The sequence below is a fragment of the Streptomyces sp. NPDC023573 genome, assembly GCF_055559735.1.
In genome coordinates this window covers 458,881-473,313 of record NZ_JBVHKB010000003.1, presented here as the reverse complement: position 1 = coordinate 473,313, position 14,433 = coordinate 458,881, and the positions used below count along the sequence as shown (strand labels likewise).

Annotated in this window: 10 protein-coding genes; 6 read left to right on the top strand and 4 right to left on the bottom strand. The window is 67.9% G+C overall.

The features are described 5' to 3' along the window. Genes ACZ32T_RS12615 through afsR form a run of 3 tightly spaced genes read left to right on the top strand, consistent with a single transcriptional unit; the run spans position 1 to position 9,109 of the window. A complete protein-coding gene (locus ACZ32T_RS12615; RefSeq protein WP_467366701.1) occupies positions 1–2,160 on the top strand; it encodes a VMAP-C domain-containing protein in 2,160 nt (719 codons plus the stop codon). Then, a complete protein-coding gene (locus ACZ32T_RS12610) occupies positions 2,157–3,197 on the top strand; it encodes an AAA family ATPase (RefSeq protein WP_467366699.1) in 1,041 nt (346 codons plus the stop codon). Before ACZ32T_RS12615 ends, ACZ32T_RS12610 begins: the two co-directional genes overlap by 4 nt. After that, entirely contained in the window at positions 3,194–9,109 is a 5,916-nt protein-coding gene (gene afsR / locus ACZ32T_RS12605; RefSeq protein WP_467366697.1) for an SARP-family global regulator AfsR, read from the top strand. Before ACZ32T_RS12610 ends, afsR begins: the two co-directional genes overlap by 4 nt. A gap of 952 nt (positions 9,110–10,061) precedes the next feature. On the opposite strand, the gene ACZ32T_RS12600 is transcribed toward afsR, so the two are convergent. From ACZ32T_RS12600 to ACZ32T_RS12590, 3 genes are all read right to left on the bottom strand, one after another. After that, complete coding sequence (locus tag ACZ32T_RS12600) at positions 10,062–10,460, bottom strand: hypothetical protein (protein ID WP_467366695.1); 399 nt, start codon at positions 10,458–10,460, stop codon at positions 10,062–10,064. 54 nt (positions 10,461–10,514) lie between these two features. Beyond that, positions 10,515–10,721, bottom strand: a complete 207-nt coding sequence (locus ACZ32T_RS12595) for a hypothetical protein (RefSeq protein ID WP_467366693.1) — start codon at positions 10,719–10,721, stop codon at positions 10,515–10,517. Positions 10,722–11,048: 327 nt separating this feature from the next. Beyond that, the gene (locus tag ACZ32T_RS12590) at positions 11,049–11,474 is read right to left on the bottom strand and encodes a Rid family hydrolase (RefSeq protein WP_467264303.1); all 426 of its coding nucleotides are present in this window, start codon (positions 11,472–11,474) and stop codon (positions 11,049–11,051) included. Between the two features lie 106 nt (positions 11,475–11,580). Between ACZ32T_RS12590 and ACZ32T_RS12585 the strand changes: the two genes are divergently transcribed. Next, positions 11,581–12,069, top strand: coding sequence for a MarR family winged helix-turn-helix transcriptional regulator (locus ACZ32T_RS12585; protein ID WP_467366691.1), 489 nt, complete (start codon positions 11,581–11,583; stop codon positions 12,067–12,069). A gap of 78 nt (positions 12,070–12,147) precedes the next feature. On the opposite strand, the gene ACZ32T_RS12580 is transcribed toward ACZ32T_RS12585, so the two are convergent. Beyond that, positions 12,148–12,732: a TetR/AcrR family transcriptional regulator gene (locus tag ACZ32T_RS12580; RefSeq protein ID WP_467366689.1), complete on the bottom strand. Its 585-nt coding sequence runs from the start codon at positions 12,730–12,732 to the stop codon at positions 12,148–12,150. Positions 12,733–12,816: 84 nt separating this feature from the next. Between ACZ32T_RS12580 and ACZ32T_RS12575 the strand changes: the two genes are divergently transcribed. Further along, positions 12,817–13,620, top strand: a complete 804-nt coding sequence (locus tag ACZ32T_RS12575; protein ID WP_467366688.1) for an SDR family NAD(P)-dependent oxidoreductase — start codon at positions 12,817–12,819, stop codon at positions 13,618–13,620. A 161-nt stretch (positions 13,621–13,781) separates the two neighbouring features. Then, positions 13,782–14,426, top strand: a complete 645-nt coding sequence (locus tag ACZ32T_RS12570; RefSeq protein ID WP_467366686.1) for a (2Fe-2S)-binding protein — start codon at positions 13,782–13,784, stop codon at positions 14,424–14,426. Positions 14,427–14,433 lie beyond the last annotated feature (7 nt).

Below are 14,433 nucleotides of genomic sequence, written 5' to 3'. Positions count from 1 at the left end.
ATGCGGCTGGACGTGCCTGCCTCATTCGCCGACGCGCCACTGCAGCGGGCGTTCGTGTCCGTTCTGGGGCAGGATCAGCCGGTCGGTGCGGGCGTACTGCTCTCCCCCACCCTGGTCCTGACTTGCGCACATGTCGTCAACAGCGCACTCGGCCGGCACCGCTTCGACATGCCCTTGCCATCACGCGGGCAGCCGATCAGGCTGCGGTTCCCGCATGTTGACCGGGAGCGCGAGCTGGTCGGTCGGGTGCTGTCGCATTGTTGGCGGCCGCCGCGCAGCCACCCCGATGCCGACCACCCGAGCCCACCCGGAGCTGGCGCCCTTCCCTACTACGGCGATCTCGCGGTCATCGAACTTGACACCGAAGCCCCAACGGGCGCCGAACCGGCGCCCTTCCTCACCCATCGGGATGGCAACGAGGTCGTCGCGCACTGGGCGAGCGGACACTCCCTGCCCACCCTGCGGGCGATGCCACGGGTCTCCTCCCATCCATGGATCGCGCTCGACGTCCTGGGTGGAACGGTGATCGAGGGATTCAGTGGCGGGCCGCTATGGGACCGGGAGCGGCAGGCGGTAGTCGGGCTGGTCGTCGCCGCTCACGAAAGCCACGCGCGCGGAGGTCCTCCCCCATCGGCCGAGCAATACAGCCCTCCTGCAGCGATGTACGCGATCGGGCTCGCCTCCATCGAGTCCGAGCTCCCACGTCTTCCGCCTGTGTCTGTTCCCGCTGCGGGCCGCGGACGGCAACAACTCCACGATGCTCTCGAGATGTTGATGAGAACCCACAAGGAGGTCATGTCGTGCGAGGAGCGGCTCGCCAGTCGGCTTGGGCGGCGCTCCTCCGGTCCGGCTGCCGACGTCGAGCGACTGGCGGGCATGGCTATGGGAGTACGCCGAGGAGTCCCCGAACTGCTCAACATCGTCTACGAACAACTCGCCGAACTCCATGCTGGCTCCCCCACTGCCAACCCCGACTGGCAACGAGCGCTCGGAATCGCACGCATCGTCAGCCCGAGGGAACGGCTCTCGTCCGGGCAGCGGCGCAACCTCAACGCTCTGCTTGCAGAGTGCCGCACCACTGGTCCAGGCACACTCATCCGCACCGTACTGCCCTACGCGGACGAGGTTCCGCGACCCTGCGATCTCGCGGACGCAATAGATATTCTGGAGTGCTACGACCCCCAACCTGGCCAGCCCATGCCGCCGTTGTTGCAGGGCATCATCCACATCAGCGTGCAGGAGCGCGAATCGAGTGCCTATCTCGCCGACGATCTGGATGCGTGGGTGCGCAGTACCGCCCCGAGGCTAGGCGTGGCGCCCGCTGCGGTTGCCCAGTTCCGCGCAGACGTGTCGGCGCACGCCGAAGCGCGTGAAGCGCAACCGTCTCGCACCGCCCCGCCCCGGGTGCAGGTGGAGCTCCTGCCCGTGTCCACCGGCCATCTCTTCACCTACCAGATCTGGGTCTGGAGCGACGACGGACGGCACGAGGTGGTTCTGACCGAGGACACCGAGGTATCCAGCCACCGTGTCGTGGAGACCATTCGGCAGGTGCTGCGTACCGAGGTGGAGGAGCATCCGGAAACAGCTCTGGTCGAGTTCTTCGTGGCCCCCGCCTGGCTGCGGCTTGATGTGGACGCCTGGGAGTTTCCAGGAAGTGCCGACGACGGAGGCTTCCACCCCGGGGTCACCCGCCGTGTGGTGCTGCGCAGTTCGGAGCGCACACGGGAAACGCACGCAGGGTGGAAGCGTCGCAGCAGCGCGCTACCTTCTTCCCCCCGGCTACTGCTTGATCAGCGCTCCTCCAACCCGGCGGTGGCTCAGGCCAGGCTCGAAGTGAATCCGGAGGCTGGGATCGTCGTCCTCTGCTGCGAACGTCAATATCAAGGGTTGGTGCTGCGGCAGTGCATCCAGGCCGGGGTTCATACCGTGCTGTGGCACCGCGAGGAGCACGGTGGGCAGACCGCGGCGGACCTGCTGGCGCTGGTAGAGGGCGTCGATCACGCACGCATCCCCGAAGCGGTTCGTTTGGAGCGGGCCAAGGCCATCGCCGATCCGGACTGCACGACCCACCCCGGGCGTGAGCTCTCGCTCTTGCACGACGGGCCCGACTACCGACCGCCGCCCCTGGCACCCGCGCCGTGGGCCCTCACCCAGCCATGAACCCGTCCCGACTAGGAGACCGCGTCGTGCCGCATCCACGCGCCACAGCACCTGGTGACAGCAGCTCGCCCGCCGAACACTGGTGGGTGTTCCGCGGCCCGTCCGACCTGCCCGAACCACCACCGTGGCGGCGATTCCCCGCCGCCCGGCGCAGCCTCGGATCGCAGCGCTATCTCATGAACGCTGACGAGATCGCCGTCGTCAATGCCGCGCTCCACCTGCGCCGTCCCTTGCTCGTGACAGGTCGTCCCGGCACCGGGAAGAGCTCGCTGGCCCGCGCCCTCGCCGAAGACCTGGGACTGGGCGAGGTGCTCCGCTGGTCGGTGAACAGCCGATCGACGCTGCTGGACGCCCTTTACCGATACGACGCAGTCGGCCGCTTGCGCGAGGCATCGCTGCAACGTGAGCGCGAGACGCCGCGCGGACCGGCTCGGCGGCTCAAGAAGCGTGGCGCACTGAGTTCGGATATCGGCAACTACCTGCGTTTGGGGCCGCTAGGGACAGCGCTCGCCGCCGCCAGCAGCCCTCGCGTACTCCTCATCGACGAACTCGACAAGTCCGATCTGGACCTACCTAACGACCTTTTGGTGGTGTTGGAGGAAGGCGAGTTCGAGATCCCGGAGTTGGCAAGGATGCCCGAGCACCAGCAGACTGCCGATGTCCTCGTCACCGGCAGCCGCGAGCGTATCCGGGTGCAACGCGGCCTTGTGGCCTGCGAACAGTTCCCCATCGTCGTCATGACCAGCAATGGGGAGCGGGACTTCCCCCCGGCCTTCTTGCGCCGGTGCGTCAGGCTCGACCTGCGCGACCCGGACGAGGCAAAGTTGCGTGACATCATCCGGCAGAATCTGGGTGAGGCAGCCCTGGCCGCAGCCGACGACCTGATCTCCGAGTTTCTGCGGAAGGCGGCTGTGCAGAGCCTAGCCACCGACCAATTGCTCGCCGCCGTCCATCTGCGGGTCACCGGGGCAGATCTCACCCGTGACGAGCTGCTCGGGGCAGTCATGCACCGGTTGGACGAAGCGTTCCCCTCATGATCGATCGGCTGCACGTGCTCCTGCATTCCCTGGGGTACGACCTCGCGGCGCCCGAACTTCTCGACGTGCTCTGGCTTGCGCGAGCGATGCACCACGAATCGCCGACGGCCCAACCGCAGTCCGGCCCATCGGCAGTCCAGCCGAGTGTTCCACCCACCATGGAGCCGGTGGGGGGTGCCGGCCCCGAACCTCTCTTCCCACCTCCCGAAGCCTCCCCCGATCCGCGCGTCGAGGCGTCCGCCCCAGAGCCGACCGGCGGGCCGCACCGCCTGTACGCCGCCGACGGCGGCACACCGGGCGGCGCCGGGACCCGAGCACGGTCTGTTCGTGCCCCGGGCCCCCGGGCACTGTCGGGAACACAGCCGCTGGCGCGTGCGCTGCGCCCACTGCGCAGCCATCGCGACCACCGCTACCGGATGGTCGCGGACATCGAGGCTACGGTCCGGCTCACCGCCGAATCGGGGGTTCTCGACGTCGTGGACAGGCCCGAGCAGGAGCTGCAGCACACGGCAGTCTTACTCGTGGACGACTCGCCATCCATGAGACTGTGGCAACCGCTCGTGCGGGAGGTGGCACGCCTCCTGGAGCGGGCTGGAGTGTTCCGTGCAGTACGGGTGCATCGGTTCGCCTTGGGGGGCGGTCACCGCCCCACGGGGACTCCGCGAACGGAATCCCCCGTCACATTTGTACTGACGGACGGTGTTGACGCGGAGTGGCAGAGCCCTGCCGGAGACCGATTCATCGAGATGTGGGGACGCACGGGCCCTCTGATTGTGTTGCCGCCGTTGCCCCGGCGGCTGTGGCGTGGCACGGCCTTCGACGCCCAACCTCATCCCGTCGTTGCGGAGCAGCCGTTCACGCCCGCCCGCAACCTCCGGGTCCTCGATCCGCTTAGTGGCCTACCGGTCGGACGGACAGGGGAACGGCCCGCGGTCCCGGTCGTAGCGCTCACGCCGTCCTCACTGTCCGCATGGGTGCGGCTGGTCACCAGGCCCGGCACGCCCTCGCTGGTGGACATCGCCTTGGTAGACCCTGGTGGCGGGGTGCCACGGGCTTCCGATGCTCCGTCCTCGATGCTCCCCCAGCATCGTCTCGAACGCTTCCGGGCCTCCTTCTCTCCGGACGCCTACCGCCTGGCCATGCGACTTTCCGCGATCAGGCCACTCAGCCTGCCGGTCATCCAGCTGGTACGGATCGCCTCCCTGCCCGGCACCTCGCCGACGGCGGTCGCCGAGGTTTTGCTCGGTGACCTGCTGCGGCCGCTGGAAGCCAGCGCGCCAGAAGACCTTCGTCTGCCAGCGGCCGCCGATGGCAGGTCGACCGATCCGCTCTACGACTTCAGGCCCGGTATTCGAGACCTGCTGGCGAGCGGGCTCAGCGTGGAACAGTCCATCCAGGTCGTCGAAGCAGTCGGGGAGGCATTGGAGCCGTATCTCGGCCGAATGCCGGACTTCGCCGCGCTGCTCGACGATCCGAGGGGCAGCGAGATTCGGTCGGCGGGGGCGTCCGCCTTCGCGGTCCTGATGAGCCCGGTGCTGGACAGGCTGTATCGCAGGGCCACCCCGGGCGCTGATGATCAGAGCCCGTCCGAGGTGCCGCTGCGGTTCACCGTCTTCGGTCCGCATCTAGCGTGGCGGGGCGCCGACCCGGTCCCGTTGGGACCGTCACGGCAGAAGGCGGCCCTGGTAGCTCTCCTACTGCACCGAGGCCGGGCCGTGCGTGACAGAGCGCTCGTGGATGCAGTGTGGGGCGAGCAGGCGCCCAGCGACGGGGCCCTGTTGGCACGGTCCTTCATCTCCCAGCTGCGCCGAGAGCTGAATTCCTCAGGCATCGAGATCAACGACACAGCGGACGGCTATCGGCTGTCGGCGCAGGATGAGAGAGACGGGCCGGACCTGGATCTCACAGCCGCCGAGCGGCTGTACGAGGAGGCGAAGGTCGCACGGGTGGAGGGTGACCTGGTCAAGGCCCGGCGTGCGCTGACCGATGCACTCGCTCGCACCGACGGACCGCCGCTCGTAGGCGTTCCAGGCCCCTATGCCATGAGCCAGGCCACGCGTCTCACAGAGTGGCGCTTCGCACTCCTCGAATTGCGTATTGAACTCGATATGGAAGCGGGGGATCACGCCTCGATCATTACCGAACTCAGTGAACTGACCCAGGCACATCCGGTGAATGAAGCGCTACGCGCGCATCTGATGCTTGCCCTGTACCGCAGCGGACGCCAGGCTGAGGCCCTGGCGGTATACGCCGATACGCGCCGACTACTCAGCGAGGAATTTGGCCTCGACCCGGGCCCAGCTCTGACACGGCTCCAGCAGGCCATTTTGCGCGCCGACGATGCCTCCTACCTGGCTGTCAGCACCCGCTCCTTGCCCGCACGTACCATTTCACCGGTCACACCAGCACAACCAAAGGACGGGCTGAGGTTCACCGTGCTGGGGCCCGTGCGTGCCTGGCGCGACAGCGAGCTCCTGCCGTCCGGATCCCCGCAGCAGCGTGCCCTGCTGGCGGCCCTCCTCCTGCGCGACGGCCGCACCGCCACCGCCGGCGAACTCATCGACGCCCTCTGGGGCGACGACCCCCCGTCCCAGGCACTCGCCGCCGTACGGACGTACGCCTCCCGGCTCCGCAAGACCCTGGGCCAGGACACCCTGGTCAGCGAAGCCGGAGGCTACGCCATCCGGATCCCCCGCGACACCCTCGACCTAACACTCGCCCAAGACCTCGCCGGAGAAGCCGAAAGGACCCGCAGGCAGGGGGATCCCCACCTGGCCCGGACTCTGATCAACAAAGCGCTCGGCCTCTGGGACGGCGAGCCACTCGCCTCCCTCCCCGGCCCGTACGCCGAAAACCAACGCACCAGCCTGGAGGAATGGCGCCTCCAGCTCACCAAAACCCGGCTCGACCTCGACCTCGAGCTCGGCTCCCAAGCAGAGGCGGTATCCGAACTCACCGCGACGCGCCCCCTGCCCGTACGGGCGATCCGACCAGTCACGCCACAGCCAAGGGATGATGGGCTGAGGTTCACCGTGCTGGGGCCCGTGCGTGCCTGGCGCGACAGCGAGCTCCTGCCGTCCGGATCCCCGCAGCAGCGTGCCCTGCTGGCGGCCCTCCTCCTGCGCGACGGCCGCACCGCCACCGCCGGCGAACTCATCGACGCCCTCTGGGGCGACGACCCCCCGTCCCAGGCACTCGCCGCCGTACGGACGTACGCCTCCCGGCTCCGCAAGACCCTGGGCCAGGACACCCTGGTCAGCGAAGCCGGAGGCTACGCCATCCGGATCCCCCGCGACACCCTCGACCTAACACTCGCCCAAGACCTCGCCGGAGAAGCCGAAAGGACCCGCAGGCAGGGGGATCCCCACCTGGCCCGGACTCTGATCAACAAAGCGCTCGGCCTCTGGGACGGCGAGCCACTCGCCTCCCTCCCCGGCCCGTACGCCGAAAACCAACGCACCAGCCTGGAGGAATGGCGCCTCCAGCTCACCGAAACCCGGCTCGACCTCGACCTCGAGCTCGGCTCCCAAGCAGAGGCGGTATCCGAACTCACTGCCCTCACCGCAGCCCACCCTCTGCGCGAACGGCTCCGCGAGCTGCTGATGGTCGCCTTGTACCGCAGCGGCCGGCAGGCCGAGGCCCTCGCGGTGTACGCCGACACCCGCCGCCTCCTCGCCGAGGAATTGGGCGTGGACCCGCGCCCCGAGCTCGCCCAGCTCCAGCAGCGGATCCTCCGGGCCGACGAGGAACTGGCCCGCCTGACTGACGCCCCGGCGCCACCAGCAGCTCCAGCCATCCCTGCCCAGCTACCTGCCTCAGTGCCGGACTTCACTGGGCAACAAAACGAACTGCGTGAAATCACTCAGCATCTGAGCCATGGCTCGGTCACGGCGATCACCGCGTTGGGCGGACTAGGCGGCATCGGCAAGACGACCCTCGCTGTGCAGGCCGCCCATGCTGTCCGGGCGCTCTTCCCGGACGGCCAGCTCTACTACGATCTTCAAGGCACCGGAGTCCATGCGGCGACGGCAGAAGCAGTACTGGGCTCCTTTCTGCGCGCGCTCGGGACCGCTGACTCTGCCATCCCGGACAGGCTGGACGAGCGGGCCGCCTTGTACCGCTCCTCGCTTGAGGGCCGTCGTGTCCTGATTCTCCTGGACAACGCCCGTGACGCGGCCCAGATCCGCCCCCTGCTGCCCGGCACAGCGCAGTGCGCGACCCTGGTGACCAGTCGGGTCCGCATGGTCGATCTAGCGGGCGCACACTTCGTGGACCTCGGTGTGATGCCTCCCGAGGACGCCCTTCACCTCTTTACCAGGATCGTGGGAGAGGAGCGCGTGGGCGCGGAGCGCGAAGCCGCCCTGGATGTGGTGGCCGCATGCGGCTTCCTGCCCCTGGCCATCCGCATCGCCGCCTCCCGGCTGGCAGCCCGCCGCACCTGGACGGTCTCCGTCCTGGCCGCGAAGCTCGCCGACGAGCGCCGCCGTCTCGACGAACTCCAGGCCGGCGACCTCGCGGTCAAGGCCACCTTTGAACTCGGCTACGGCCAACTGGAACCCGCCCAGGCACAAGCCTTCCGCCTCCTCGGCCTCGCCGACGGCCCGGGCATCTCCCTGACTGCGGCCGCTGCCCTGCTCAACCGGGAGCCTCACCTAGCAGAGGATCTGCTGGAGGAATTGGTCGAAACAAGCTTCCTGGAATCGACCGCCACTGGACGCTACAACTACCACGACCTCGTACGTCTCTACGCGCGTGCGTGCGCAGAACGCGACGAACAGCCGCCGCATGCACGGGAAATGGCACTGACACGACTGTTGGACTTTTACCTTGCTACAGCGGCCGGGGTCTACGGGCTGGAGCACCCCGGCGACCGGCTGGTGGACCATCTGGAGCCCACAGAGCAGAGAGGGCTGACCTTCGCCAGCAGACCTGCGGCAATCGACTGGCTATATACGGAGGCGGCTAGTCTGCTCGCCTCGGTCCGGCAATCTACGGGCAGATCGCTGCGGAGCGCCGTGGACACCCTTTGGGCCACACAGGATCTGGCGGATTCGGGGGCCACGTCCCTGCAGTACGAGGCGACCGCAACGGCATTGTGGAAAGAGGCGGCGCAGCGGAGCGACCCCAGGGCCGAGGGCCGAGCCGCATTGATCGTCGCCAGGACTCACATGAGTGCGGGCAGATTCACTCCGGCTGGCGACGCGGCTACCCGTGCGCTCGCGATATCAGAAAAGTGCGGTGACGCCCTGACAGCCTGCTGGTCGCAAAACAGCCTGGGCACGATAGCCCTCTACCTGAACCGCCATGAGCAAGCTGACACCCACTTTACGGCGGCACTGATTGGTTTTCAGAACCTTGATGACCGGCCCGGCGAGGCAAGTGTCCAGTGCAACTTGTCCCGTGTCCGGCTAGCGGTAGGCGAGGTCTCCTCAGCCTTGACGCTCGCAGAGCAGGGGATGGCCGTCTACGAGAATCTCGGCTTGTCCCTGCGTGCCGCCAACGCGCGCTACATCCTCGGGCTCGCTCTTACGGCCGCCCAGCAGTTCGACAACGCCATCACCGTGTTCCGTGAAGCGCACCTGCGGTTCAGCGACAGCCGCCAGCATCTCTGGGAGGGGATGACCCTGTTCAGGATCGCTGAGGCAGAACTCGCCGCAAACCGTCCGGCACCAGCACTGAGCTTGGCCGAGCAGGCCTTGGCCGTGATGGCCGGTGTCGGCGGAGAGTGGCGGAGGGGCAACGTACTCACGGTTCTGGGGCGCGCACTCCAGGCCGTGGGACAGGTAGACCGCGCGCGGGTCTGCTGGCAGGAGGCCCTGAACATCTTCGAGGAGCTCGGTTCCCCCGAAGCGGGGCAGCTACACGAACTGATCGAAAGCAGCATCTCCTCCTCCGTCCCGAACAGCGCGTAGCCCTACCAGCACCCCTTTTCCGCCAAGCGCCGCGCGTCAGTGCGGTAAGCAGGTACGCCACTTTGGTCGGGGTCCGAAGTCGCCCTGAAGCACGCGGGACGGTTCAATGCCTGAGTGGTGAACTGGGCACAGATGTACGACTGTCGCTTCGATGTAGATCGCGTCCCTGAGCTTCTCGCTCGGGTGGAGCGCGAGTACGACTCCGAAGCGTGGGCGGAGCTGGGACACCGGCTGATCCTTGAGCATGATCTGGTGTCGCCCGCCGGCATCGCCGCCCTGCCCCGACTCGTACGTCTCGCATCGGGGAGCAGGGAGGCACGCCACCTGGCTGGCGAGATCATGGAGCGTGCGGCCGGCCACCATGGCAGCGACGAACTGCTGGCCGAGAGCGCCGACGCGATCGCCGAGTTCAGCGCCCTCCTGGACCGTCACCTGCAGTCGCGGCCATCCGACTACCTGGTTACCTTCCGCGCACTGCTCGCGGTCGAGGAGCGGTACCACTGGGCCAACGCCCTGGGAGACTTCGCGGACGACTTCTACGACCTGCAGTGCCCTCACTGCAGTGTGGAGGTGACCGTCACCATCGGCGACTACGGGTGCTATTCGGCGATCCGGGATGGGCCCTGGGCGACGTGGACAGGCGTGACCTACGGCCGAGGCCCGGCGAAGAGCTCACGGGCGTCGGCCGGTGGATGCACGAGATTGCTGTCCGCGATGAGGAAGCTGCACTCGCTGAGGGAATCGCGCATCTCTTCGGCAGAGCCGAGTGCCCGAGGTGTGCCAGCGTCTTCACCATCGCGGACGAGTATGAGGCTGCCAACTGCCCAGTCATGCGCTAGCTGTATTGCCTTGTGGGGTTGTTGGGGGCGCGGCTGGCGGGGAGAAGGCCGAGCATCGGACCGGGGACCGCCGGCGGAAGATCCTGGGCGAGGGTGACGAGGGAGGTGGCGGATCAGTCGTCGGAGAAGGAGAGACAGACCGCAGTCGGCTCCAGTGTTACTTGGTTCTGGGTGTAACAGTCCGCTTGTCGGGTGGCGACTTCGCCTCCGCAGCCCCTGCAGACCAGGTTCAGGCCGTTGCCACCTGCAGGGCCCTGGCAGCAGCCGATTGATCGCATGAGGTCGGGATGCTGTTCGGTGCCTATCAAGTCGGTGGGGTGCACGATGAAGCCCGGGACGTCGTCGCTGAACTCGCTCAGCCGGAAATTCGGGGCATAGGTTCCGCAGGGCACGCGGGCCGGACGTGTCCGGACACCCGGGATCTCCGACATCGGCACCGAAGGCGGCACTTTCACCTTGGTGACCGGTTCGGTGAGGGGGAGTCGGCAGTGGTCACACAAGAAGCGCGGCATTCTGTTGATTCTGTAGATCGAGCACTGCCGTGACCAGTGAATTTATCGCGTCGGTCACGCCTCAGGCATGCGGCCGAGGTCGGCGTGGCCGTCGAGACAGATCATCATGGCATCGGAATCCATGCCGAACGCGGCGGCGACGAGTTGGGGATCCATGGTGTTGACCAGGTAGAGCAGTCGAATGCTGCGGGCCGGAAAGCCGCAGGCGTCAAGGACATGACTGACATAGGCCCTGGACTTCGCCTGGCGGGTGACCATCACATGCGGGTTGTCAGTCCCCCGGCCTTCTCGGTGGGCCAGGCAGCGTCCCGGTCGACGCTTCCGCCGAGTGCCGGTGCTCTTCAAGGCTGTGATCCCTGACCCTCCGTAGCCTAGAACAGCACCGAACATCACCCTCCATACACCGGGCAGCGCCGACATCGCAGGCGCCTCGGTCGCCGAGCGGACCGCACAGACGCTGCGCGACGTCGGCGCCGTGTTGGAGGCGGCGCAGCGTCGCGGTGCACCTGCCCCGCCGCGTGCGGATCGGCGTCCGCGATGTCCGCCGCGGACCCGCCGGGGCGGCGGGGCAGGTCCAGGAGTTGGAGCTCAGTCCGTGGCGCCGACGATCGCGGTGACGCGGATCTCCACGCGCATGGCGGGAAGGCCGAGAACCGTCACCCCGGTCTCCGTCCAGATCGGCGCTCGGCCCTCGAAGCGCCGGCGGAACTGATCGGTCATGACGCTGTTGTGATCGCTGCCGATGGCGTCGTCTCCGGGTGCGACCTTGTGGTACGAGTTCACGTGGATGACGTCCTTCCACGTCGCGCCGACCGTGGCGAGCGTGCGTTCCACGTTGTCGAAAGCCCGGGTGATCTCTTCCTCCAGGGAGTCGGGGATGACGAGATCGTCGTCCACACCTCCCTGGCCGGAGATCTCGACCCGGTCGCCGACGCGGACGGCCTGGCTGTAACCGAGCTGCTCGAACAGCTTCTCCCCATAGCCCGGAGTGACGCCGAAGGTGACGGTGCTCATGATGCCCTCACTTCAAAGTTGAGTTCACGCTTGAAGTAACAGTACGCGCGATGAGTTCATGCGTAAAGTGATGGTGGCGGTGGAGGGCAGCGAACCGGGAGGACCCATGAGCGGCAAGGCTGAGCACGAAGACGACGAGGAGCTCCGATGGCTCGACGCGAGGGAGAAGGAGGCGTGGACGGGGCTTGTCTCCCTCGTCCTGCTGCTGCCCGGCAAACTGGAGTCGCCGCTGCGGCTGGAGCACGGCCTCACGCTCTTCGAGTACCTCGTACTCAGCCACATGTCCGAGGCTCCGCAGCGGAAGCTCCGGATGGGGGAACTCGCCTTCCTGGCCAGCGGGTCGTTCTCCCGTCTGTCCAACGTCGTCAAGCGCCTTGAGCACCGAGGGTGGGTGGCACGGAATCCGGATCCGTCCGACGGCCGCTACACCCTCGCCGAACTCACCGAAGAAGGCTTCGACGTCGTACACCAGGCGGCCCCCACGCACCTGCGCGCCGTACGAGAGCTCGTTCTCGACCGGCTCACCACAGCGGATCAGCAGGCGCTCGCCGACATCGCCGGGAAACTGCGCATCGTCCCGGCCGACTTCGCCTGATCACCCTCCTCCGGCCCGCCCGGCACCGCCGCACACCAGCGGCACCGTCCGCGACAGCTCCGAGTGCAGAACGGCTTCTCAGCCAGTGCCCCGCACCGCCGCGAGGCACTGGTCGTAGAGGTCTACCGGGTCGAGTCGCCCGTCGTGTCCGGCCCACAGCTCGGTCGCCGTGTCCGCGCAGGCGAAGACCGTGGCGATGACCGCTTTGGCACGCGGGTCGGGGGCCGGGCCGGAGGCGGTGCCCAGCCGCACCTGGATGATCGGGACCAGTGCGGCCTGCCAGCGCAGGCGCTTCTCGATGTAGCGGGCGCGCAGCGATGGGGTGTCGAAAATGAGACGGCAAAGCTCCAACGCCCGCTCAGGAGTGTGGTTGGCGGTCAGGAGGACCTCGAAGCCGGCGCGCAGCGCGTCCCAAGCGGACAAGTCGGCCGGCTGCTGCTCGACGGTCTGCTTCAGCAGCTCGCCCAGCGCGTCCTGATCCCCGCAGACCAGGTCCTCCTTGGTGCCGAAGTACCGGAACAGGGAACGCTGCGAGATCCCCGCTTCCCGGGCGATCTGCGCGATCGTCGTCTGCTCGTAACCCTGTTCGGCGAATAGGCGAACCGCCGTGTCCAGGATCGCCTCGACGGCTACCTGTCGCGAGCGGTCCCACAAAGTCGTCATGGACTTCAGACTATCGCCTCTGGACAGGAGCCGCCTACGTGGCATTAACTGCCAGGAAGACAGCGACTGAACGAGGGGCAGCACATGACAGCAGTCGACTACCAGGGACAGACCACACTGATCACCGGTGCCAGCGCCGGCCTCGGTGCCGAGTTCGCCCGCCAGCTCGCCGCCCGCGGCTCCGGTCTGGTGCTGGTCGCCCGCCGCAGGGAGCGCTTGGAGGAGCTGGCCGCCGAGCTGCGCGCCCGCCACCACGTCCAGGTCCACGTCGTGGAGATGGACCTGGCCACGGACGACCCCGGACAGGCGCTGGCCGCACAGGTGGAGCGGCGCGGTCTGCACGTCACCAGCGTGATCAACAACGCCGGGTTCGCCACCTTCGGTCCCTTCCACCAGGCGGATCCGGCACGGTTGCGCCGGGAGATCGCCGTGGACGTGACGGCTGTGGCCGACATCAGCCGCGCGTTCATCGAGCGACTGCGGGAGGAAGGGCGCGGCGTGCTGGTCAATGTGGCGAGCATGGCCGCCTATCAGCCCAACCCGCGTATGGCGCTCTACGGGGCGACCAAGGCGTTTGTCCTGAGCCTCACCGAGGCCCTGTGGGAGGAGTCACGCGGCACCGGACTGCGGGTGCTCGCCGTGTCCCCCGGCGCCACCCGGACCGAGTTCTTCGACGTCGTGGGCACCATGCAGGCCGCCGGAGGGAGCAAGCTCGCCTCGCCCGTCGATGTCGTACGCACCGCACTTGCCGCCCTGGACCGCAGGAACCCGCCCCCCAGCGTCATCGCGGGACGCATGAACCAGGTGACCGCCGCCCTCGCCCGGCGTCTGGCCACCCGACGGCAGGTCATCCGGGTCGTCAGCCGGATGACCGCGGCGGGGAGATGACGACAGGAAGGAAAGCCTGGCGCCGCCGAGATCGGCGGGTGCACTGCTGACCTGCGGAGGCCCCGACGGCGTGGGCCGAGGCCGGCCGCGACTTCCCGGCCCTCGATACCCCGGGACAGTGCGGCCCTTCATCACTCCACCACCGAGCCGGGGGTACACACATGTCCACTGAACAGACCGAGTCGGTTTCTCCTCCCCTCACCGAGTCCCCGCCGGCGCCGTCCCGGCGCACGTTCATCGCGACGACCACCGCGGTCGGCGGGGCCATGGTTGCCGGAGGCCTGATCGCGGGCACGCCCGCACTCGGCGCCGCATCGGGTGCCGCCTCCGCTCCGCCCAGCGGCCGCCTCTCGCTGACCGTCAACGGCGAGCGGCACAACGTCGCGATCGACAACCGGACTTCGCTGCTGGACCTGCTGCGCGAGCATCTCGGTCTGACCGGCTCCAAGAAGGGCTGCGACGTCGGCGCCTGCGGGGCGTGCACGGTCCTGGTCGGCGGACACCGCGTCAACTCATGTCTCACATTGGCGATACGCCTGGAAGGTGCCGAGGTCACCACGATCGAGGGGCTGACCCCGGGCGAGGCCGACCGGCTGCACCCGCTGCAGGCCGCGTTCATCCAGCAGGACGCCCTCCAGTGCGGCTTCTGCACCTCCGGCCAGATCATGTCCGGCATCGGCTGCATCCAGGAAGGCCACAGCGGCTCCGTGGAGGAGATCCGCGAGTGGATGAGCGGCAACATCTGCCGCTGCGGTTGCTACACCAAGATCGTTAAGGCGGTCGGCCAGGCCGCACACGGGAAATGAGGACCGG